The 21,537-nt window shown below is 64.5% G+C and carries 14 protein-coding genes; 4 read left to right on the top strand and 10 right to left on the bottom strand.

Features of this window, described 5'->3' with window-relative positions:
• Positions 1-297 precede the first annotated feature (297 nt).
• Positions 298-1,488, bottom strand: a complete 1,191-nt coding sequence (locus tag CSQ85_RS12190; RefSeq protein WP_150384236.1) for an ATP-binding protein — start codon at positions 1,486-1,488, stop codon at positions 298-300.
• A 408-nt stretch (positions 1,489-1,896) separates the two neighbouring features.
• Between CSQ85_RS12190 and CSQ85_RS12185 the strand changes: the two genes are divergently transcribed.
• The gene (locus CSQ85_RS12185; RefSeq protein WP_150384235.1) at positions 1,897-3,147 is read left to right on the top strand and encodes a nucleotide sugar dehydrogenase; all 1,251 of its coding nucleotides are present in this window, start codon (positions 1,897-1,899) and stop codon (positions 3,145-3,147) included.
• A 37-nt stretch (positions 3,148-3,184) separates the two neighbouring features.
• On the opposite strand, the gene CSQ85_RS12180 is transcribed toward CSQ85_RS12185, so the two are convergent.
• Positions 3,185-4,561 carry an RNA-binding domain-containing protein gene (locus tag CSQ85_RS12180; RefSeq protein WP_150384234.1) on the bottom strand — a complete coding sequence of 459 codons (1,377 nt, stop codon included), beginning with the start codon at positions 4,559-4,561 and terminating at the stop codon, positions 3,185-3,187.
• Positions 4,562-5,014: 453 nt separating this feature from the next.
• On the opposite strand from CSQ85_RS12180, the gene CSQ85_RS12175 reads away from it, so the two are divergent.
• Positions 5,015-6,532, top strand: a complete 1,518-nt coding sequence (locus CSQ85_RS12175) for an MATE family efflux transporter (protein WP_190973038.1) — start codon at positions 5,015-5,017, stop codon at positions 6,530-6,532.
• A 273-nt stretch (positions 6,533-6,805) separates the two neighbouring features.
• On the opposite strand, the gene CSQ85_RS12170 is transcribed toward CSQ85_RS12175, so the two are convergent.
• The 6 genes from CSQ85_RS12170 to CSQ85_RS12145 form a co-directional block, all read right to left on the bottom strand.
• Complete coding sequence (locus CSQ85_RS12170) at positions 6,806-8,260, bottom strand: sugar nucleotide-binding protein (RefSeq protein WP_150384232.1); 1,455 nt, start codon at positions 8,258-8,260, stop codon at positions 6,806-6,808.
• 2 nt (positions 8,261-8,262) lie between these two features.
• Entirely contained in the window at positions 8,263-9,285 is a 1,023-nt protein-coding gene (gene rfbB / locus CSQ85_RS12165; protein WP_150384231.1) for a dTDP-glucose 4,6-dehydratase, read from the bottom strand.
• 39 nt (positions 9,286-9,324) lie between these two features.
• Positions 9,325-10,431: an IS30 family transposase gene (locus tag CSQ85_RS12160; protein WP_150384230.1), complete on the bottom strand. Its 1,107-nt coding sequence runs from the start codon at positions 10,429-10,431 to the stop codon at positions 9,325-9,327.
• Between the two features lie 123 nt (positions 10,432-10,554).
• Positions 10,555-13,236, bottom strand: coding sequence for a family 78 glycoside hydrolase catalytic domain (locus CSQ85_RS12155; RefSeq protein ID WP_449495019.1), 2,682 nt, complete (start codon positions 13,234-13,236; stop codon positions 10,555-10,557).
• Between the two features lie 278 nt (positions 13,237-13,514).
• Positions 13,515-14,693, bottom strand: a complete 1,179-nt coding sequence (gene glf, locus CSQ85_RS12150; RefSeq protein ID WP_150384228.1) for a UDP-galactopyranose mutase — start codon at positions 14,691-14,693, stop codon at positions 13,515-13,517.
• Positions 14,694-14,783: 90 nt separating this feature from the next.
• Positions 14,784-16,253, bottom strand: coding sequence for a glycosyltransferase family 2 protein (locus CSQ85_RS12145; protein WP_190973036.1), 1,470 nt, complete (start codon positions 16,251-16,253; stop codon positions 14,784-14,786).
• Between the two features lie 1,526 nt (positions 16,254-17,779).
• Here CSQ85_RS12145 and CSQ85_RS12140 point away from each other — a divergent pair.
• Positions 17,780-18,352, top strand: coding sequence for a hypothetical protein (locus CSQ85_RS12140; RefSeq protein ID WP_150384226.1), 573 nt, complete (start codon positions 17,780-17,782; stop codon positions 18,350-18,352).
• A gap of 81 nt (positions 18,353-18,433) precedes the next feature.
• Here the strand turns inward: CSQ85_RS12140 and CSQ85_RS12135 are convergent, their stop codons facing one another.
• Both CSQ85_RS12135 and CSQ85_RS12130 read right to left on the bottom strand, forming a co-directional pair.
• Complete coding sequence (locus CSQ85_RS12135) at positions 18,434-19,489, bottom strand: glycosyltransferase family 2 protein (protein WP_395956943.1); 1,056 nt, start codon at positions 19,487-19,489, stop codon at positions 18,434-18,436.
• Between the two features lie 173 nt (positions 19,490-19,662).
• Entirely contained in the window at positions 19,663-20,475 is an 813-nt protein-coding gene (locus CSQ85_RS12130) for a TetR/AcrR family transcriptional regulator (protein WP_190973040.1), read from the bottom strand.
• Between the two features lie 434 nt (positions 20,476-20,909).
• On the opposite strand from CSQ85_RS12130, the gene CSQ85_RS12125 reads away from it, so the two are divergent.
• Positions 20,910-21,537: prolipoprotein diacylglyceryl transferase (locus tag CSQ85_RS12125; RefSeq protein ID WP_223846974.1), on the top strand; the 628-nt coding region annotated here is incomplete at its 3' end.

Here is a 21,537-nt window from a genome sequence, read left to right as displayed (position 1 = left end):
TTCGCTGGGGATTCGTGTCGTATGAGACGGGCACGCGGTGATGCTGGCCAAGTTCGCTGGCCGCAACACCGCGAAGGTGCTGTCTATCTTCGACGACATCCCCTCCCAATTGTCCAAGTGCGTTTTTCTGTAAAAAAGTGTGTCGTGCTGACACTTTTCATCAGAGGGAACTATCAGCCCACATTGCGGAAAAACACCGCTCAACCCGCCGAACAAACACCGCCGAACAAACATTGAAGCAATACAGCAAACAACCGCGGCCGTAACGGGGTCGTCTGGGCCGGTGCCGTCGTCCTGTCAGTCGAACAGGGGCACGCGGCCGAGGAGGAAGTCCTCGAGCGGGGTCTCGTATGAGCCGACGACCATGGTGCGCGTGCCGGGGTAGGCCGCGCAGAACGCGTCGAGCCCGTCGAGCCTGCGGATGCGTCCGCTCTTGACCTCGATGGCGGTGCGGCTCACGCCGCTGGTGACCACGAAGTCGACCTCGCGGTTGTCCCGGTCGCGCCACCAGTTGACCTCGAACCCCTCGCTCGCCGACCGTCTGAGCAGGTAGGCGCCGACCGCGCTCTCGACCAGGTGGCCGCGCCGATCCGGGTCGGCGAGCAGCAGGTCGCGCGCGGGACCGTAGGACGCGGTCATCAGCGACGTGTCGTACACGGCCAGCTGGGGCGAGGACGCCCTGCGTCTGACCGTCTGACCGCTGTATTTCTGGATGCCGGCCAGCAGGCCCGCGTCCGAAAGCACGTCGAGGTAGTGGGCGATGGTGGTCGTGTTGCCCGCGTCGTCCAGCTGGCCCATGATCTTGCGGTAGGACATCTCCTGCGCGGAATACGCCGCCCCGAGCGAGAACAGGGCGCGCATGAGCGCGGGCTTGGCGATGCGCTCCAGGCCGATCACGTCGTTGAGGATGCTCGGGCCCACGATCGCGTCGTTCATGTACGCCAGCCACCGCCCCGGGTCGCCGCGCAGCGGCAGGGAGCCCGGGTAGCCGCCGAAGAACAGGTAGTCGTCCAGCCCCATGCCGAACGCGTCGCGCACCTCACCGAAATCCCACTGCTGGCAGCGCAGCAGCTCGAACCGGCCCGCCAGGGACTCGCGCAGCCCCTTCTGCAGCAGCAGCGCGGACGAGCCCGTGAGCACCACGAGCGGACCCGATCCGTTGTCGGTGTCCTCGTCCCACAGCGACTTGACGACCGCGGACCACTGCGGGACCATCTGGATCTCGTCCACGACCAGCACGACCGGCCCGTCCGACCGGGCGGCCAGCAGCCGCGCCTCGCCCCACTCCCTGCGCAGCCACTCGCGCGCCATGCCCAGCTCCTGCGACGCGCGCGCGAACCGGTGCGGCAGCCCCGCCTTCGCCAGCGCCTGGCGCACTGCCGTGGTCTTGCCCGTCTGCCGGGGGCCGGCCACCACCTGCATGAACCGCCTCGGCTCGCGCAGACGGGCGACGAGACGGTCCACCAGCTTCCGTTCGTATGATTCCATGATGTCTCCCTTCGCGATCATGCCACCATGCTATCAGGTATTGAGTATTTTTACTCAGTCATTGAGTAAAAATACTCAATACCGGGGAAACTGCACCATGAACGATGACACCGTATCCCAGCGTCACTGAAGAGAGATGGTTGTGAACGTCGCTTGATGGTATTTTTCGTACATCCGATGTTGTATTTTTTGTACACTTAATGTCCAAAGCTTCACCATGTATCGCCACCTACGCATATGCGATGCCGGATCGCCATCGTCGGTATCGGTCTGACGTGCATCGCTCCCTTCCCGACTACACTTAGGCCCTAACGACTCCGGTGGGCTTCGCGAATTCAATGAGTCCTGCGAGTCCACCAACCGAGCCGAGCCAGACGAGTCCCAAAACTGAGGAGACTGAGGAGTCATATGAAAATCGCGGTTGCAGGTACCGGTTACGTAGGACTGTCGGTGGCGCTGCTGCTGTCGCAGCACAACGAGGTCCACGCGCTCGACATCATCCCGGAGAAGGTCGAACTGCTCAACAACGCCAAAAGCCCGATCGTCGACAGGGAGATCACCGACTTCCTCGACGAGAACGCGTCCGGCGAACGCCCGCTCGACTTCCACGCCACGCTCGACCCGGAGCAGGCGTACACGGGCGCCGAATACGCGGTCATCGCCACGCCGACCAACTACGATCCGAAGAAGAACTACTTCGACACCTCCAGCGTCGAGGCCGCGATCAAGGCCGTGCGCACCTACGCGCCGAACGCGTGGATCGTCATCAAGTCCACGATCCCGGTCGGCTACACGAAGAAGCTCCATGAGCGCCTCAACGACAACCGCATCCTCTTCTCCCCGGAGTTCCTGCGCGAGGGACACGCCCTCTACGACAACCTGCACCCGAGCCGCATCGTCGCCGGCGCCCCGCAGGACGACCCCGAGGCCGTCGCCGCCGCGCGCACCTTCGTCGGACTCCTCGCGGCCGGAGCCGCGCCCGAGGAGGCGACCCGCGTCAACCCGGACGGCACCACCGGCATCCCCGAACTCGTCGTCGGACTGACCGAGGCCGAGGCGATCAAGCTGTTCGCCAACACGTACCTCGCCCTGCGCGTCGCCTACTTCAACGAGCTCGACACGTACGCCGAATCGCGCGACCTCGACACCCGCGCGATCATCAGCGGCGTGTGCCTCGACCCGCGCATCCGCAACGACTACAACAACCCCAGCTTCGGCTACGGCGGCTACTGCCTGCCCAAGGACACCAAGCAGCTGCTCGCCAACTACGACAAGGTCCCGCAGAACCTCATCGAGGCGATCGTCGACGCCAACCGCACGCGCAAGGACTTCATCGCCGACGAGATCCTCGAGCGCGTCGAGGAGTCCGGCGTCGCCAACCCGGTCATCGGCATCTACCGTCTCACGATGAAGTCCGGCTCCGACAACTTCCGCCAGTCCGCCATCCAAGGCGTGATGAAGCGGCTCAAGGCCAAGGGTCTCACCGTCGTCGTCTACGAGCCCACGCTCGACGCGCCCGACTTCTTCGGCTCCAAGGTCACGCACGACCTGGCCGCGTTCAAGGCCGAATCCACCGTGATCGTCGCGAACCGCTGGAACGACGACCTGAAGGACGCGGGGGAGAAGGTGTTCACGCGCGACCTGTTCCGCCGCGACTGACGGAATCTGCCGGAATAGAGTATCCCGCGCGCCGTAACTACCCCTCGGTCCGCCCGTCCTTTCGCGAATGGGGTGGACGCTCCGCCGACGTGTATCGGGTCGCCCGTCCGGCGCCTCGTTTCTCTATCAGCCCCTCGGCGATCATGGCGCGCAGGAGCTTGCCCGTGCTGGACTGCGCCAGACCGGTTGCCCGTTGGATGTCCGCACGGGACGCCCCTCCGGGTCGTCCCGTCAGCGACAGGACGACCCGGCGTCCCGCGGCGTCACCCCGACGCATGTCGTCGCCGTGGGCGATGGGGGCGGCGTCGGCCTGTGCCTCCGTCCCGGGGGCGTGGGAGGGGAGGACGAGCTTGAACGCGTTGTCGCTGACCAGGAACTCCGGGCGGACGCCGCAGTCCCGATAGTCGTCGATGATCTTGGGCACGCCGGTGCCGTACGCCTCGACCCATCCCAGACGGTAGAGGATGGCGGCCAGTCTCGGGTTGCGCTGCAGGGACGTGCCCAGCATCATGTCGTCTCTGGTCATGCCCGACGGCAGGCCGCCGAAATTTACGAATTCCATGCGATCGTCGAACACGCTCACCAACGCGGGGCCCGCGACCGAATAGTCGCGGTGCGCCACGAGGTTCAGCAGCGCCTCGCGCAGCACCGCCGGGGAGTAGTCGCGGCTGTCCGTGCGGCGCAGCGTCGCGTCGAACGTCGAACGGGTCGGATTGAAACGGCCGAGCCACCCGGCCACTGCACGGAATTGGGAGAACAACGATCCCGTGAACTCCTCGCGGGCGTTGAACACGGACTTGTCAGTCCCTTCGAACACGGCCGCCTTGATCGACGCGGGGCACTGGTCCGACAGCAGCCACGCCAGGTTCGTGTACCCGCCATCGGCCGACACCAGACCCAGCGTGCACATGGCCCCGTCGTCGAACGCCGTCCCCGTCTCGGAGAACTCGGCTCTCGCCGCCTCGAACGTCAGTCCCTGCTCCACGCTCGTCGACTCCTCGAACGACAGACCCGAGGACTCACGGATCATCGACAGGATCGCCGCCTCGCTCGCCCGGATGGAACCCGCACCCAACCGGATGTACACGCCCGAGGGGCGAGGCCCCTTGTCGCTCAGATAATACGGGCGATCCGTCCCGGGCCTCACCTCCACCGTCACGACGGGTCTGCCGTCCCGCTCCCCGGAGCGGATGGATGTGAAACGCGCCAGATCCGGACGGATCCCGTTGCCGATGGACTGCATCACCCGCAGCATGCACCCGTCCACGTCATCCACGCCGACCGTCGACCCGCCGTCATCCACGCCGACCAGAATCGTGCCGCCGCCGGAGTTCGCGAACGCCACCGCGGTCTTCTTCGCGCTGTCATTCCAATCCAGCTTGAACTCCAGATGCTGCCCCTCGTGATCCGCCATCTGCCCGTCCTTGCTGCTATCTGCTACTTTTCTGCTATCAATAGTAGCAGAAAAGTAGCAGATAGCAGCAAGGGATGTCAGGCAGTCGTCCCACTTCCCTCTAGGGACACGGGAAACGCGAGAAGCGGCGGCGGACGCATGTCGATACCGATTTCCTGTCGAGCCGGCATCGGACGCGTCCTCTCCAGTATCACGACCTTGTGCCACGAACACAGCAGCGTGCCCGCCATCGGACTCGAGACGTAACTGTCCATGAACGCGGGAAGGTTCCAAGTCGCTGGGGTTTCGGACAGCTCCCCCGACAAGGGGATTCAAAAATCTGGCGCAGAGCCCCCGGTTGTTCCGATGGTGGCGTATCGTATCCGCGATACGCCACCATCACTCGTATTCGGACCCGTAACCGGATCCATAACCCGTAACCAGACCCGTAAACCAGACCCATCCGGAGGACATATGCGCCGAGGCCTCGTGCTGAACCTGATCAGCAACATCGTGTTCTTCGTCAGCGGCTACGCGCTGCACTTCTTCCTCGGCAACACGATGCCCCCGGCCGCCTACGGCGTGGTCGGCACGATCATCACCGTCCTCGACTTCGAATACATGTTCGTCTCGAACGGCGCCCGCCAGTCCGTCGCCAGCGAGATCTCCCGCCGCCGCTACGACTTCCGCGACGTCGTCGGCAAAACGCTCGCCTTCCAGCTGATCGTCGTCGCGTTCTTCTTCTGCGTGAACTTCCTCGGCGCGCCCCTGTTCGGCATCGTCCTCAACGACGCCTCGCTCGACCGCTACTTCCGCGTCGCCGCGTTCCTCGTCGTCGTCAACGGCCTGCAAACCGTCCTGCTCGGCGTCAACGACGGCCTCCAGCGCTTCGGCACGAGCGCGCTGCTGAGCACGTTCTACCCGATCGCCAAGCTCGGCGTGATCCCGCTCATCATCCTCGTGTTCCGCGACGACCCGGTCATCGGCGTCGAAATCGGCTTCCTGCTCGCCGTGGTCCTCACAATTCTCCTCGGCTGTGCGCTGCTGTTCGCGCGGCGCGGGGAGTTGCGGGAACAGCAGGAACAGCGGACGTTGCAGGCGCTCGACGCCGGCCGACGGGCACCGGAACGCATCCCCTTCCGCTACGTCGCCACGCACACGCTGAGCTTCTCGTTCTTCTTCATCATGGTGTCGCTCGTACTGAGCGTCGACACCCTGATCGTCAAGGCGGTCGTCGAACCCGCGTCGATGGCCGGCTACTACACCGGCGCGATGAACTTCGGCAAAATCGCCTACTACCTGCTGCAGGCGTTCTCCACGATCATCCTGCCCGTGGTCGCGAAGCTGGTGGGGGAGGGGCGGCGCGACGAGGCCGTCTCGCGCACCGCGGACCTGCTGCTCGTGGCGTTCGTGTTCATCCTGCCGATCTGCGCGGTCGTCTCGGCGAGCAGCGCCGACCTGCTGGCCGCGTTCTACGGCCCCTCGTTCGATGTGGCCTCGACGGCCCTCTCCTGCCTGTCGTTCTCGAACTTCTTCATGGGGATCACGGTGATCCTTAACATGGTGCTGAACTCGTTCGGTTCCAGCCGGTTCTCCGACGTGCTGTCCATCGTGTCGCTCGTGGTCGTGATCCCCGTGTTCATCGTCGCCGCGCGCTTGTTTGGCATCACCGGGATCGCCGTCGCCAGCGTGACCTGCACGGGGCTCGCGATGCTGGTCACGTTCCTGCGCGTGCGGCAGAAAGTCGGACGGGTGATGCTGCGCCGCACATGGATCGTCCTCGGCGCGAACGTGGCTTTGTGGCTGGTCGTGCGGCTTGGTTTCACGTATTTCGGCGGCGTCGCCGGTATGGGGGCTATGGGGGCCGCCAACAAAGGTCTCGGGCTGCTCGCGCTCGCCGCACTGTACGCGCTCATCTACGCCGCGTACCTCGCCGCGCTCTTCGCCTCCAAGGTCATCACCGTAGGCCAGCTCAAGGCGCTGGGCAGGTAGATAGGCAGATAATCCGTTCGAGAATGACCCTAACTCTGTTACAAGGGGTACTTTTGCCCATGTGCGGACATCTATCTGCGTTACGAGGGGTACGTGTACCAAGTACAAAGGCTCGGAAACCGCTTGACTGTGTGACCATTATGCGGTTCCCGAGCCCGTATACCTGAGGTATGTACCCCTCATAAGTGAGATAGATGTCCGCGGCGAAGGAAATGTACCCCTTGTAACGCGGAAAGCAACCAAAACGGCGCCTTCTCTTGTGAAAGTTGGCGCTTACTTCCCGAGTTCCCGGGCGACGTACTCCCTGAGGCTGTCCTCCCAGTCGGCGGGCGTGTATCCGGCCGTCTCGATCTTGGTCAGGTCGAGCGCGCTGTGGACCGGGCGCGGCGACACGGGGTTCTTTGCGTTGGCGAAGTAGTCGGCGGTCGAGATGGGCTTGACCTTGTCGCCGTTGTGGTTGGTCTGTTCGAACACGGCGGTGGCGATGTCGGCCCAGGACCTGACCGCGCCGGAACCGGTGAGGTTGTACGTGCCGTAGGGGGCGTGGGAGTCGAGCAGGTGGAAGATCGCCTCGGCCATGTCTTTCGTGAACGTGAGGCGACCATACTGGTCGTCGACCACTGTGACCTGGTTCAGCGCGTCCGCCGGGTCGGCCACGCGGTTCGAGAGCGCCATCATGGTCTTGACGAAGTTGTGGCCCTCGCCGATCACCCAGCTGGAGCGCAGGATGTAGTGCTCGGGCGCGTTGGCCACGGCGATGTCGCCCGCGGCCTTGGTCTGCCCGTACACGCCCAACGGGGCGAACGCCTCGGTTTCCGTGTGCTCCTCGCGCGTCCCGTCGAACACGTAGTCGGAGCTGACGTGCACGAGCGTGATGTGGTGCTCCGCGGCCACGCGCGCGAGCAGCGCGGGCCCGGCGGCGTTGGCCTTCCACGCGACCGGGCGGCCCTCCGCGGTCTCGGCTTTGTCGACGGCCGTGAACGCGCCCGCGTTGATGATCGTCCCGTACAGACTCCAGTCGAACCGTTCGTAGGCCGTCGGGTCGGAGAAGTCGAACGTGTCGATGTCCGTGTACTCGAAGCACTCCAGGTGATGCGTCTCGGCGTACGCGCGGATCGCGTGGCCCAGCTGCCCGTTGCAGCCTGTCACCAGCGTGCGCTTCGGCGCCATCGGCCTGGCGTCCGCGAGCATCGGGTGATGCAGGTCCGCCTCGCTCCGCTCGCTCTCCTCGAGCGGGATCGGCCACTGGATGCCCAGGGTCGGGTCGGCGAGGTTGACGAACGTGTACGTCTTCTTCTGCTCCAGGCTCCAGTGCGCGTTGACTAGGTACGTGTACACCGTCCCGTCCTCGAGCGCCTGGAAGCTGTTGCCCACGCCGCGCGGCACGTAGATCGCGCGCGACGGGTCCAACCGCGTCGTGTACACCTGACCGAAGCTCTCGCCCGGACGCAAATCCACCCACGCGCCGAAGATTTCGCCGGACGCGATCGAGATGTACTTGTCCCACGGCTCCGCGTGGATGCCGCGCGTCACGCCCCTTGTCGCGTTATAGCTGATGTTGTTCTGCACCGGCCCGAAATCCGGCAGGCCCAGCGCGGTCATCTTCGCGCGCTGCCAGTTCTCCTTGAACCAGCCCCGGTTGTCCCCGTGCACCGGCAGATCGAACACCAGCAGCCCCGGGATGTTCGTCTCCGTAACCTTCAAATCCTTCTCGAACTCAAAACCCATGATCACTGCCCCTGCCGCTTGTACCGTTCCTCGGTGGCGGCCTTGGCCGGCTCCCACCAGGCGCGGTTGTCCGTGTACCACTTGATTGTCTGCTCGAGGCCCTTCTGGAAGTCCGTGTGCACGGGCCGCCAGCCCAGCTCCGTGCGCAGCTTCGTCGCGTCGATCGCGTACCGGCGGTCATGGCCTGGACGGTCCTTCACCCAGTCGAAGTCGTCCGGCGACTTGCCCATCACGGTCAGGATGTCGCGCAGCACCGTCAGGTTGTCGCGCTCGCCGTCCGCGCCGATCAGGTACGTCTCGCCGATACGGCCCTTGGTCAGGATCGTCCACACGCCGGTGGAGTGGTCGTCCGTGTGGATCCAGTCGCGCACGTTCGACCCGTTGCCGTACAGCTTAGGACGCAGTCCCTCGAGGATGTTCGTGATCTGGCGCGGGATGAACTTCTCCACATGCTGGTACGGGCCGTAGTTGTTCGAGCAGTTCGAGATCGTCGCGCGGATCCCGAACGTGCGATGCCACGCGCGCACCAGCAGATCCGAGCTCGCCTTCGTCGACGAATACGGGGACGACGGATGGTACGGGGTCTCCTCGGTGAACTTCGCCGGATCGTCCAGCGCGAGATCGCCGTACACCTCGTCCGTGCTCACGTGATGGTAGCGCACGCCGTACTTGCGCGCCGCCTCCAGCAGGCGGAACGTGCCCTCCACGTTGGTTTTCAGGAACGGCTCCGGGTTCGCGATCGAGTTGTCGTTGTGCGACTCGGCCGCGTAATGCACGATCGCGTCATGACCCGGCACCAGCCGGTCCAGCAGCTCCGCGTCGCAGATATTGCCATGCACGAACTCCACCCGATCGCCCAGGATCGGACGGATGTTCTCCAGATTGCCCGCGTACGTCAACGCGTCCAACACCGTGACATGCACGTCCGGGTGATTGTTGTACACGTAATGCACGAAGTTCGAACCGATGAACCCGCAGCCACCGGTCACGATGATGTTATGGGGGGTAAACACTTCTTCAGCCATACCTTACAAGTGTACAGGCGGGCCTTCCGCGGCCCGGATTCAATTTGTAAGTGCAACGCTCGTCTTTGGGTGGCTTGTCTTTGACATTACCCTGTCGAGCTCGCGGTACCAAACCTCGTTGGGCGTTTCCCAGTTCAGGACCTTCAGCGGGGTGTCGTTGATCTCCTGGACGATGGCCTGCAGGTCCTCGTCCGACAGGTCGTCGAAGCTGGTCCTCTTGGGCAGGTAGCGGCGGATCCTGCCGTTGCGGTTCTCGTTCGTGCCGCGCTGGTACGAGGAGTACGGGTCCGCATAGTAGGTGAGCATGCCGAGCGCCTCGTCCACGAGCAGGTGGCAGGAGGATTCCGTGCCGTTGTCCCAGGTGCGGTCGATGCGCGCGGGCGCGGGGATGCGGCTGTAGATGTCGTATTCGGCGCGCGCGGTCGCCAGCGCGCTCTTGTCGGGGATGAACCGGGCGAACAGGCGGCGGCTCCTGCGTTCGACCTGCGTGTCGATGCACCGTTTCGAGGGTGCCGTGCCGACGATGGTGTCGGACTCGAAGTGGCCGAACCCGCGGCGCGAGTCCACGCTCTTGGGCCGGTCGGCGATCGGCACGCGCATCGGGATGCGCGCTCCCTTCACCCTCCTGCCCTTCGAACGTGTGCGGTGCCGTTTGCCGCGCGGCAGGTACTGCCTGAGGTCCAGCGCCCTCTGCGGTTTCGCGTAGATCCACTGGTAGAGGCACTCGTGGCTTATCCGCATGCGCGCGTCGGCCGGGAACTGGACCCTGAGCCGCCCCTCGATCAGCTCCGGCGTCCATCCCTTGCGCAGGGCGTCCATCACCCAGGAGAGCAGCGGGTCGTACGCCATGCGCAGGGGCTTGCGCGACCTGCGGGCGCGTGTCTCGGCCTTGCGTTGCGCGGTCATGGCCGAGTAGAACGGGCGCGCGGTCCATGCGCCCGTCTTCAGGCGTTTCGGCCTGTACGGACGGTAGGAGTCGTTCTCGTTGGACGCGAACCACAGGCCGCGCCTCAGCTCGCGGCTGACGGTGGACTTGTCCCGGCCGATCCTCAGCGCGATCTGGCACACGCCGAGCCCCTCGCGGTTCCTCAGCTCGTCGATCCGGACTCGCTCCTCGGCCGACAGGTGGGAATACACTTTCCTCATGAGCGCAACACCTTCTCCAGTTAGAACCTGAACACTTCCAACCATAGAGCGGGCGTTGCGCTTCTATCTAGAACCCGGACGGTAGCGCGAGCGGGGGAGGCGGCCTAGAGCTGGTTGGCCACCCTACTCGATGCGTATCTCGTGCTTGCCCGCGGACAGGATGACCGGTGACACCTCGCTCTTAGCCGACTCTTCGCCAACTGTCTTCCCCTCGACGACGATCTTCCCGCCGTCCGCCGGTTCCGACAACGTAGCCCGCATACCGTTGGGTACGCTGACGGTCGCCGTGATCTGCCCATTGGCGGTCTTCGACGTCTTGATCCGCACCGGCCCCAGCGGCGTCGCGGTCTCCGTCGTGACGGTCTGCCCATCGCCCAGTTGCAGCCGTATCTCGGCCTTCGACCATCCTGCGGCGGTCGGTACGACCCCGGCTGTGCCCTGTGTCATGGCGGCCGGTCCGCCGGCGCCCCACGGGTGACTGAAGGTCATATTGGGCTTGAGTTGCGGATTCCACGCCTCCGGCGCGATGGTCGCGCCCAGCTCCTTGATGACGGTCAGATAGGATCGGGTATCACCCGAATCGTCGGTCAACAGACGTTGCACCAACTGTCCGTTGCTGGTCCGATACAGTCCCATGTACAGGAAGTAGGCAGCGTAGATGCTGCCTTCGGTCTGATGTCCGCTGGCGGTGACGGTCTTGGCGATGGCATCCGCCTGTGCATCGTCGGCGTACACGCCCGCCCACAACGCGTAGTAGTCGTTCTGCGCGATGTGATGTTCCACGAGACCGCCATTGGCGTTCAGCCCGTCGTAGAACGACGCGGTGGTGGCGTTGTAGAGTTTCGCGAGCATGGTCGTTTTGATGGACTTGGCCATGTTGTTGTACAGCTCCGCGTCGGTCTGCGACCCCACGATTTCGGCGAGATGCGCCATCGACGTGTACGCGCGATACGCGACGGCGTTGACGGCGGTCTTGTACCGCGTGTTATCGAAGTCGTATCCGACGGTTTCGCTGCGCGGCCAATCCACCAGATCGGTGGTGTCCGCGGTCGTCCGCACCAGCCCGATCGCCTCGTCGTAGGTCACCGTGTCGAGCAGAGGCTTCAGCCGCTCGTAGACGCCGCGCACGTACGTGTCGTCGCCGGTGTGCAGCCAATCCTCGTATACGCCGATCGCGGTCATGAGCCGGTATTCGGTGTACTGCGTCGGCGAATCCAGCAGATAGTTCCATGTGTTGCGGATGGGCAGCGGATCGTCTTCCATGGCGTAGGAGAGGTCGGCGATGATCAGCGCGTCTCCCTCATAGATGCCTCGTTCGCGGGTGACGCTGTCGGGGATCGTGTCGATGGTGGTCGCGTCCGTGGTGCGCCGCCCGAACTCCCACAGGGTGTTCAACGCCGTGACATTCGACTGGAATGACGATGTCCCCGCGCCGCCGTCCATAACGACCTGCAACCCCTTGATGCCGCGAGCATCGAGCGTTCCCGGGTAATTCGTGATCGTCGCGTAGCGGAACCCCTTGAGACTCATGCCGCGCCAGGACATGGTGCCCTGCATATGCCACGTCTCGTGGTAATGGTTGCCGGTGCGCAGCGCGCTCCTCGCCTTGCCGTTCTCCAGCTCCTCGCCGAGATCGATGGTGATGTCCGTGGCCGGTGCGTCGGTGACAGACAATTGGACGTCGCCCTCGATCTCCCTGCCGAAGTCCACCGTCCAGGAGCCGTCCGTGTTATGGGTGACCGACGCGGGATCGACGATTGTGCGGCTGGTGTTGCCTGTGATGGCGGGGCGCAGGGTCCTGCCCTGCGGGAATGTGGCGTACGTGGGCTGGCGCCAAGATGCGGCAGTCTGTGTCGTCGATGACAGTGTGCCCTGCTCCTGCCAGTCGGCCGGCCATCGCGTCACATCCACGTTCTGCGCGAGTTCGGCGTAATACGTGGTGCCGATGCTCTGCATCGGGTCTCGGTAGACGATGTCGTCCGTCGGCATAGCCTGCGTGATCGCGTGATCTCGCGCGGAATTGTAGACGACCGCGCTCGTGCCGTCATCATAGAAGTAGGTCAGCTGCATCAGCAGTCCCGCGGCGTTCCCATCCGACGACGAATAGGCATAGGTGCCGATCATGTTGGAAGACGTGCGACGCAGATGCTTGGTGATGTCGTAGGCGTTGTAGTACACCGTGCCGCCGGAGCTCCGATTCGGCCCCACGCCGATCTCCTCGCCATTGACGTACAGGTCGTACACGTTGCGTCTGGCGGCCTCCGTATTCAACCCCGTGACGGTGAGCACGGCCTTGGCTACGTTCGCGCCGGATCTCACGCTCGCCCGGAACAACCCCGAATGGCTGCCGGCCCACATCAGATCCGTGGACTCCCACGCGCGTCCGACCGCGGTGACGAAGGGTGTTCTGGAGGAGGATTCCTGACTGCCGTCCTGGTATTTCACGTCGACGGTCCAGTAGTAGAGCTGATTGTCCTCCGTCTTCTCCCGTAGCCCCTCGACGGTGACCGCCGTCTGCCGGGAGGACTTCACCCATTCGCCACGAAAGACCGGGCGCTCGCCGTCCGCGTGGGAATACACCGTGATGCGATACGCCTGTTGCGGTGACGTTCCCGGATTCACCCAGCTGAAGGTCAGGGCGTACCGGTCCACTGCGGTGGCATTGGCGAGCAGGCTGGTCCGCGTCCCCGTGATTGTGGAGGAATCATCGTTTTTATTCAGATTTTGCTTCGGGGGGGGCTTGCCACAAAGCCTGCTATGACGATCGCCACGATGATGACCGGAATCAGCACGGCGACAATCCATTGCCGTCTCCGACGGGTCTGCCGGGTCGCCTTGCGTGCCTTGTGAGTGCCGCGATTGGCTCCGCGCATGATGGGTCCCCTTCCTCCCTGATCTCGGTCTGTTCCATCGGTCTGTTTGTTCTCGGTCTGTTCCCGGTACGGGATGCCCGATACGGTCGATACGAATAAGGATGGCCGGTTCGATCACCTCGGGAAGACCAATCGAACCGGCCATCACACAGCTGAATCACACGGTCGAATCAGATGCGTCGAATCGACTCCGACCGAGCCTGCGGACCCTCACTTCGCGAGCAGCGGCGCGACCTGCTCCTCGTAGGCGGTCAAAGCCGTGTCGATGACGTTGTGCATGTCGTAGTACTTGTACGTGCCGAGTCGACCGCCGAAGACGGTCTTCGGCTCGGCCGCGGCCTTCGCGGCGTACTGCGCGTACAGGGCCTTGTCCTCGTCGGTGTTGATCGGGTAGTACGGCTCGTCGCCGCGCTCGGCGAAGCGGGAGTACTCCTCCCACACCACGGTCTTGCCGGGCGTGTACGACGCGGCGCGCTCCGGATTGAAGTTCTTGAACTCGATCGCACGGGTGTACGGCACGTCGGCATCGGAGAAGTTCATGACCGGGCAGCCGAAGTGGTCGTCCTCGTCGTAGCGGACCTCCTTGAAGTCGACCGTGCGCCACTTGAGGTCGCCGAGCTCGTAGTCGAAGTAGCGGTCGACCGGACCGGTGTACACGACCGGCACGCCGGCCTCGCGCAGCGCCTTCTTGTTATACGGCTGCGTCTCGTCGAAGAAATCGACTCCGAGCTCCACCGTGATGCGGGGATCGTCGATCATCTTCTCGAACCACGCGGTGTAGCCGTCCTTCGGCAGGCCCTCCCAGATGTCCTTGAAGTAGCGATTGTCGTAGTTGAAACGCACCGGCAGGCGCTTGATGATCGACGCCGGCAATTCGGCCGGATCGGTCTGCCACTGCTTGGCCGTGTAGTTCTTGATGAACGCCTCGTACAGCGGGCGACCGATCAGCTGGATGCCCTTGTCGTTGAGGTTCTGCGGGTCGGACCCGGCCAGCTCGCCGGCCTGCTCCTCGACCAGCGCGCGAGCCTCGGCGGGCGTGTAATGCGCGTGGAAGAACTGGTTGATCGTCCCGAGGTTGATCGGCAGCGGGTAGACCTCGCCGTCGTGCGTGGCGTACACGCGGTGCACGTAGTCCGTGAACTCGGTGAAGCGGTTCACGTACTTCCACACGCGCTCGTTCGACGTGTGGAACAGGTGCGCGCCGTACTTGTGGATCTCCGCGCCGGTCTCCTTGTCGAAGTAGGAGTAGGCGTTGCCGCCGATGTGATCGCGCACGTCGATGATGTGCACCCGCGCGCCCGCGCGCTCCACCGCCTGCTGGGCGACGGTCAGGCCGAACAGGCCCGCGCCGACGATCACGAGATCGGGGTATTGCGTGTTTTCCGCCATCAGTTGTTCCTTACTTGTGACTCTTGTGACTCTTGTGACTTGTGGTTTCTAACGTACTGGTAATGTACGTTGTCGCGTTGTGGTTCAACACTACTCCGTCCTCGGCTCTTGCCTCGCCTCCGTCTCCGTCGCTCCCGCCGCCTCCGGCATGTACCGCGACTGCGACATCGTCGCCGGCAGGAGCTTTCTCGCGCGCTGCTCGAACAGGCGCATCTGCTTGACGCCCATGCACCTGATTCGCTGGCCGACGCTCAGCTTCCCGCGCAGCTCCTCGAGCTCGGCCGTGTCCAGCGCGAACTGCTCGCGATGCTCCGGCTCGTCGAAGTCAGGCGCGGACTTCGCGCCCTCGTACGCGGTCACCATCGTGTAGTAGCTGCGCGCGGGCAGAATCCCCCGCTCGAGGGCGAACCGGAAGTTCGCCGTCCCCGCCGTGAACCGGTCGTGGTAGTACCGGAAGCGGCGTTGCGGCTGTTTGCGGTTGCCGTTTCTGCTGGTCGTATCGTCTGCAGCGGTATCGTCATCCGGCCTGCCACCGAGTTCCCAGCGTTCATCCGCGTCGTCCGCATCCCGCAGCCGGTACAGCACCGCATCCACGTCCGCGACCTTGCCCATGCGCGAGTACAGTTCGCCCGCGGCCAGCAGCTCCGGCGAGTAGATCCCCTCCGGCAGCCGCACGCCGTCCCAGATCGCCGCGCGATACAGCCGTCCCCAATCCTCGTCGTCCAGATACCGCGACTCGGTGTTGCGGCCGAACTCGTCGCCGATCACGCGCACACTGCGCAGGAACACGCTCTGATACGCCTCGAGCGCGTCCGTGAACACCGTGACCGTCTCCGGCTCGCGCGCGCCCTCGACCGCCGCCTCGGCCGCGGTGTACAACTGGTCGGCCGTGAACCGCTCGCGACGCGACTTGGCCATGTCCGCGCCGGTCCTGATCAGCGCGTGCAGCAGCAGTTCGACGCCGCGGCGATCCAGAATCCCGTCGCTGCCCGCGAACATCACGTACTCGCCATGCGCAGCGTCCAGCCCGGCGTTCCGCGCCCGCGCCGCGACGTCCCCGTTCTCCGCGGCCGCGTCGTCGATCGCGTCGCTTGCCGTGGGCGCGTCCGTATCGGCGGCGCTGACATCGCCCGCGGCATCTGCGCCTGCGCTGGCCACGTCATTCGCGTTGTGTGCGTTCTGCCCGCCGCTTCCTGCATCATCCCGCTCGCTCACCCGCCCGTTCAGGAAGATCGTCGTCACGCGGTCGTCGCGATGCTCGTACTCGCGCAGGATCGCGGAACTGTCGTCGTTCGACCCGTCATCGACCAGAATCACCTCGAGATTCGCGTACGACTGACGCAGGATCGAGTCGACGCAGAATCGCACGGTCTCCGCCGCGTCATGGACCGTGACGATCACCGACACCAGCGGCGACGACTGCGCGGTATCCGACTCAACCGCCTGCCCGACGAACTTCGGCGTCATGCGGCCCGACCGCCCCGCGCGCCGGGCCCGCCGCGCCGCCCGCTCCTCGTCCGACAGCTCATACGACGGCTCCATCGGTTCCAGTGATTCCATCGGCTCCTGCGGCATGACTCCCCTCGGGTCTTGTTTCCCGGTTACCCGGGCCTCGACGTTGGTCGTTGTTCTTACTCGGCTTGTTCTAGGCGGTTCCGGTACTTCGCCTCTGCCCGGCGCAACCCGGTGTCGCCCCCGAGTCTCTCCGAGTCTCCGGAGCTACACCCGGAGCAACCCAGTACTATCCGGCGGCGTATACCAGCCTCTCCAGCGACTTCATAACTTATCCCCTCCGCGCGCCCGGCCCTCCCATATCCGCGATACCGGCCCAATAACTCCATGTCACCTTCATACGAGCTTCACGATTTGTTCGATTTTTGCTCCCGTGGCCTCCACGCCGCCGGGGGCAATCAGTCGCAGGCTCAGGCCCACGGCGGACGCGACCGTGGTCTTCACGCCGCCGGGGGCAATCGCTCATCCGGCGCGGGCGCATGCTCGAAGATTGGTGGTTTCCACTCCGCCGGGGCAATCCGATAAGCAGGTCTCCATCATCACCATCATCACCGTGGTTTCCACGCCACCGGGAAATCCCGACCTCGGCGAGGACAGCTTCAGGCGCGAGGGCGTGGTCTCCGCGTTGCTGGGGCAATCCCGAATTTGTCGCGCTGATTCTGCGCTGACTCTGCATGGACACCCACCAGTTACACACTTAAAGAGACAGTTCCCTCGGCACAGCGCAACACAGCGCAACAAATTCCCGAAATTATCCCCGATCTCCTGAAATTGTTGCGCTCAGTCGATCTCAGCGCAACAATCTCTCGAAATCTCCCTTGGTTTCCGGAAATTGTTGCACTGACTCCGACTCAGCGCAACAATTTCCGGAAGTGCCCCTTTATCTCGGGAAATTGTTGCGCTGGGAATGTCGAGATGTGAAGGACGATATGCGAGAGCAGGGTCGGCGATGGGGAACGGGGTCGGCGATGGGGAACGAGGCCGATGATGGGGGCGTTCCTATGTTTTTGTCAATTGTGCGTCGTGTCGGGGTGTCGGTTGTTCTGGTGGCTGTGTTGGGCGTGCTTCGCCCCGCGCCGGGTGCCGACGATGCTGTGTGTGGGGGGGTGGTCAGGCGGAGAGGGCCTGTTCCCGGTACGGGGTGCGAGGTCACGCGTGAAGTCAGCAGCGAGGTTGTTGAACAGGCCTGTTCCCGGTACGGGGTGCGAGGTCGGCGATGGGGAGTGGGGCCGATGATGGGGAACGGGGTCGGCGATGGGGAGTGGGACCGGCGATGGGCGACGAGGGCGATGATGGGGAACGGGGGCGGCAATAGAACGCGGGGCCGATGATGCGTCGCGTCTTATCCGATGGGTCGCGGACGGTTTCGTTTCGCTTGGTGAGCGTCGGTTGCGACGCGGGACGGGGAGAGTAGGCTGGGGCGGGTTTGCCTGTATGGGAGATTCAGCGGTGCGGCCTAGCCGATCCGTTTCGGAAGAGGGCGGCGAAGGCGCGGACGCGGCCGACGACAGGACCGGGAATCAGACCGACAGTATCAAAACAGCATTGAGACAGCATCGAAGATGAAGGAGCGTATGACCATGACCGACGAGCAGAAGAACGAGAACACCACGGCCGCCGCGAACCGCGTCGACGGCACCGAGTCCGCCGCGAACTCCGAGCCCGCCGCGAACGCCGAGGCCGCCGCGAACTCCGCCAAGAAGTCGAAGAAGGGACTGATCATCGGCGTCATCGCCGCGATCGTGGTGGTCGTGATCGCGGTCGTCGCGTTCATGCTGACCAACGGCGGCGGCAAGGCGAGCGCCGAATCCGTCGAGAACTGCCAGCTGCAGATCGAGTCCCTGAAGGCGCATCAGGAGGCGCTGAAGACCACGCAGGAATCGGCCGACGAAGCCGCCAAGCTCACCGCGAAGGACGTCGAGGACGCCTCCCTGCTGGATGACCTCAAGTCCGCGCAGGCCGAGGTCGACAAGCTCGGCGACGCCCCCACCTGCCCGGCCGACGGCACGCAGCAGGAGGTTGACGACGCCACGCAGTCCATCCGCGACTACGCCGACAACCTGCGCGGCGCCACGAGCAGCCTCGACGCCGCCGCCAAGGCCGTCATCGCGTCCAACGAGGCGCTGACCGGCACCTCCGCCGAATAATCGGGGGATTACCGGAATGCCCGATCTGCTAACCACCCCCGGTCTCGCTTGATGAGCCGGGGACAAACTGAGAGCAGAGATTTAGTTGAACCCGACCACGCGCTCGGCCACGCGATACCCCCAGCGGATCACGAATCGCCCGGCCGAGCCGTGCAGGTTCAGCGCGCGCGACATCGGCTTGCGGCGCACATCATGGTAGATGGACGCCGAATGATCACGGATGTCGGCCCACAGACGCTTCTTCTTCGCGTAGTTCTCGGGATCGCGCGAGAGAATCAGGAACACGCTCGCCACCGAGCTCTCGATCGCGAGGAAATGGATCATGTAGCGGTACAGCCCGTCCGGCACGGTGCCGCGCTCCGGAGTCGCCTCAACCATGCGCTGGTTGACCAGGATCAGCTGATCGACGCGACGGATCATCACGTCGGTCTGCACGCTCTGCCCGTCGCGGCCGATGAAGTAGTGATAGAACGGCGTATCGAGGTAGCGCAGCGTCTTCACCCACGGGAACGGCTGGTACGCGTAGATGAAATCTACGTAGAACGTGTGCTCCGGCAGCTGCATCCCCGACTCGCGCACGACGGCCGTGCGGAAGATCAGCGCATGCATCAGGATGTACTCCGCGAGCCCGAAATGGCCCATATCGTCCCAGGTGAGGCGCTCGCCGGCCTTCATCGCGTGACGGAAGTTGACTTCGTGCTTGTGGCGCTTGCCGACCTTGTCGTATACGTAGTTGGTCACGAGCATGTCGATCGGGGCGTCGTCGGTACCGTCCGCGCCACCGGTGCCGTCCGCGTTGCTCGCAGTGCTGCTCGTGGTGCGACTCCCGCCCTTCGCGGCCTCGTCGCGCAGCACGCCCATCACCTGTTCGAGCGATTCCGGGCCGACCCAGTCGTCGGCGTCCACGACCTTCACGTACATGCCGCGGGCCTCGGCGATCCCGGTGTTGACCGCGCCGCCATGCCCCTTGTTCTCCTGATGAATCGCCCTGACGACTCCGGGGAATCGGCGTTCGAACGCGCGCGCCGCGTCGAGCGTGCCGTCCTTCGACCCGTCGTCGATGATGAGCACCTCGATGTCGTCGATGCGCTTCGCGGCCGTGAGCGAAAGCACGCAACGCTCAAGATACGTCTCCATGTTGTAGGCCGGGACCACGAAGGTGAGGGTCTTGGGCGTCCTGTTGGCGTTGGCCGTTCTGCTAACCGTCCTGCCGGCCGTCCTGCTGGCCGTCGTCATCGCCGGTAGTGTCATATGGTCTCGGTCCTCAACATCACAAATCGGGTGGTACTTTCCACGCCACACACTAGCACTCATCCCACTTGGTGGTCACTGGGACCCGTATTCCGCACATCGCGCGGTCCCGTGTGATCGTCGTTGTCGGCGCTCGCCGTCTCCGCAGTCGTCTCCGCAGTCGACTCCGGTGCCGCCGGTGCCGCTTCGTTCGCGTCCGTGGTCTCCGTGTTCGCCGCGTCGTTCCCCGCAGTATTCCCCGCGGCCTTCGCCGCCGCGCGACGTGCGCGCTCGCCCTCGAACAGCAGTTTCGGCTTCGAGTCGAGGCGACTCAGCCCGTGCCACGCGAGGTCGACGATGTACGCGGCCAGTTGCTCCTTGCTGACCTTCGGCCGGTCCGCCCAGTACTGCCCGGTGAACACGGTCATGCCGACGAGCATCTGCGCGTAGTACGGCACGCCCTTGGGGGAGAGCTTCTGCCGTTTGAACGTGGCCGTGAGCAGGTCCTCGACGCGCAGGGAGATGTCGCCCAGCAGCGAGCTGAACGACCCGGACGGATCGGTGCTCGGCGAATCGCGCGACAGTACCTGAAACCCCTCCGCGTTCTCCTCGATGTACGTCAGCAACGCCAGCGCGGTGCGTTCGACGATCCTCCGCGGGTGCATCGTCGGATCGTCGAGCGCGGCGGTGAGCGTGGAGGTCAGCGCCTGCATCTCACGGTCGACGATCACCGCGTACAGGCCCTCCTTGCCGCCGAAATGCTCGTAGACGATCGGCTTGGAGACCTTCGCGTGACTGGCGATCTCCTCGACGCTCACCGCCTCGAACCCCTTGGCCGCGAACAGCGACCGTCCGATGCGGATGAGTTGCTCCCGTCGCTGATACGACGTCATACGTGAGGAAGTGGCCATGTCACGCCAGTCTAGTCGGCGGCTTGGTCGGGGGAGTCGGCCCTCGGGATGCCCTGCGGCGTACGTTCTCTGTGGTCGATTACGCCCTGACCCCGGAACGCGTACGCTGAGTCCGGCTCGGTGTACGTTCCTCGTGACGATATCGGCCTGATCACCCGTATTCGTACGCTGCCGTCGGCTGGACGTACGTTTTCGGGTGATAGGGCGGTCAGAGCCACGATCCGCGTACGCTGAGCCGGGGCTGGCGTACGTAAGTCGTGGCTAGCGTCGAGATGCCCCCGATCAACGTACGGGGTGTCACCGGGCAAGGTGGGGTTGGGCCGGGGTTGACCGGGGCTGACCGGGATTGACCGGGGTCCTGCGGGGGCGATCGCCACTTGGGATGCCAATAGACGCCCTTCATTAGACTGGGGGTCATGGATAGCAATACTTTGGCCATGATTGGCATCGGCGTAGTCGCGATCGTCCTGATCCTGCTCGCCGTGTGGTTCTCCAAGTCGCGCAAGCGCGATCTTGACAAGGTCTTCGAGGAGCGCGAGCAGCTCCGCGAGCAGGAAGAGCGCAGGAAGGCGCAGGCCGATGAGGCCGCAAAGGCCGTGAAGGAGTCGACGACCGTCGAGCCGGCGGAGACGTCGGAAACATCGGAGACGTCGGAGACATCGGCGAAGCGGCCGGCGGCGGAACGCTCCGATACGTCCGAATCGGCTCCCGCGCACGGCGCATCGACTGCGGCGACCGTCACCTCCACTGTGTCCGGGGAGCAGGAGTCCCGGGCCGCCGAAGCATCCGCCTTCGACGGGGAATCGGCCAGAACGGCTCCCGCGCAGCATGAATCCGTCGAATCCGAGGCCGATGAACCGGCTCCGGAATCTGAGTCTTCCCAGGTCAAGCCGACGGAGTCGGCCGCAGCGGCTGGTTCTGAGACCGGGCCGCAGCCCGTCGAGTCCGAGCCGGCTCCCGCCCCGCAGCCGGAGGCCCCGGCGCCCCAGCCGAAGGCCCCGGCACCAACCCCCGAACCCGCCTTGGAGCCCCAGCCGGCCCCAA

The sequence above is a fragment of the Bifidobacterium rousetti genome, assembly GCF_008698235.1.
Taxonomy (GTDB): domain Bacteria; phylum Actinomycetota; class Actinomycetes; order Actinomycetales; family Bifidobacteriaceae; genus Bifidobacterium; species Bifidobacterium rousetti.
The sequence above is the reverse complement of the archived record's forward strand: the minus strand, read 5'-3'. Positions and strand labels throughout refer to the sequence as shown.

Bases quoted from the DNA above. Each gene is read 5' to 3' on its own strand.
- CSQ85_RS12190 (WP_150384236.1), bottom strand. From the start codon at position 1,488: ATGGAATCATACGAACGGAAGCTGGTGGACCGTCTCGTCGCCCGTCTG.
- CSQ85_RS12185 (WP_150384235.1), top strand. From the start codon at position 1,897: ATGAAAATCGCGGTTGCAGGTACCGGTTACGTAGGACTGTCGGTGGCG.
- CSQ85_RS12180 (WP_150384234.1), bottom strand. From the start codon at position 4,561: ATGGCGGATCACGAGGGGCAGCATCTGGAGTTCAAGCTGGATTGGAAT.
- CSQ85_RS12175 (WP_190973038.1), top strand. From the start codon at position 5,015: ATGCGCCGAGGCCTCGTGCTGAACCTGATCAGCAACATCGTGTTCTTC.
- CSQ85_RS12170 (WP_150384232.1), bottom strand. From the start codon at position 8,260: ATGGGTTTTGAGTTCGAGAAGGATTTGAAGGTTACGGAGACGAACATC.
- rfbB (WP_150384231.1), bottom strand. From the start codon at position 9,285: ATGGCTGAAGAAGTGTTTACCCCCCATAACATCATCGTGACCGGTGGC.
- CSQ85_RS12160 (WP_150384230.1), bottom strand. From the start codon at position 10,431: ATGAGGAAAGTGTATTCCCACCTGTCGGCCGAGGAGCGAGTCCGGATC.
- CSQ85_RS12155 (WP_449495019.1), bottom strand. From the start codon at position 13,236: ATGGATTGTCGCCGTGCTGATTCCGGTCATCATCGTGGCGATCGTCAT.
- glf (WP_150384228.1), bottom strand. From the start codon at position 14,693: ATGGCGGAAAACACGCAATACCCCGATCTCGTGATCGTCGGCGCGGGC.
- CSQ85_RS12145 (WP_190973036.1), bottom strand. From the start codon at position 16,253: ATGGAATCACTGGAACCGATGGAGCCGTCGTATGAGCTGTCGGACGAG.
- CSQ85_RS12140 (WP_150384226.1), top strand. From the start codon at position 17,780: ATGACCATGACCGACGAGCAGAAGAACGAGAACACCACGGCCGCCGCG.
- CSQ85_RS12135 (WP_395956943.1), bottom strand. From the start codon at position 19,489: ATGGAGACGTATCTTGAGCGTTGCGTGCTTTCGCTCACGGCCGCGAAG.
- CSQ85_RS12130 (WP_190973040.1), bottom strand. From the start codon at position 20,475: ATGACGTCGTATCAGCGACGGGAGCAACTCATCCGCATCGGACGGTCG.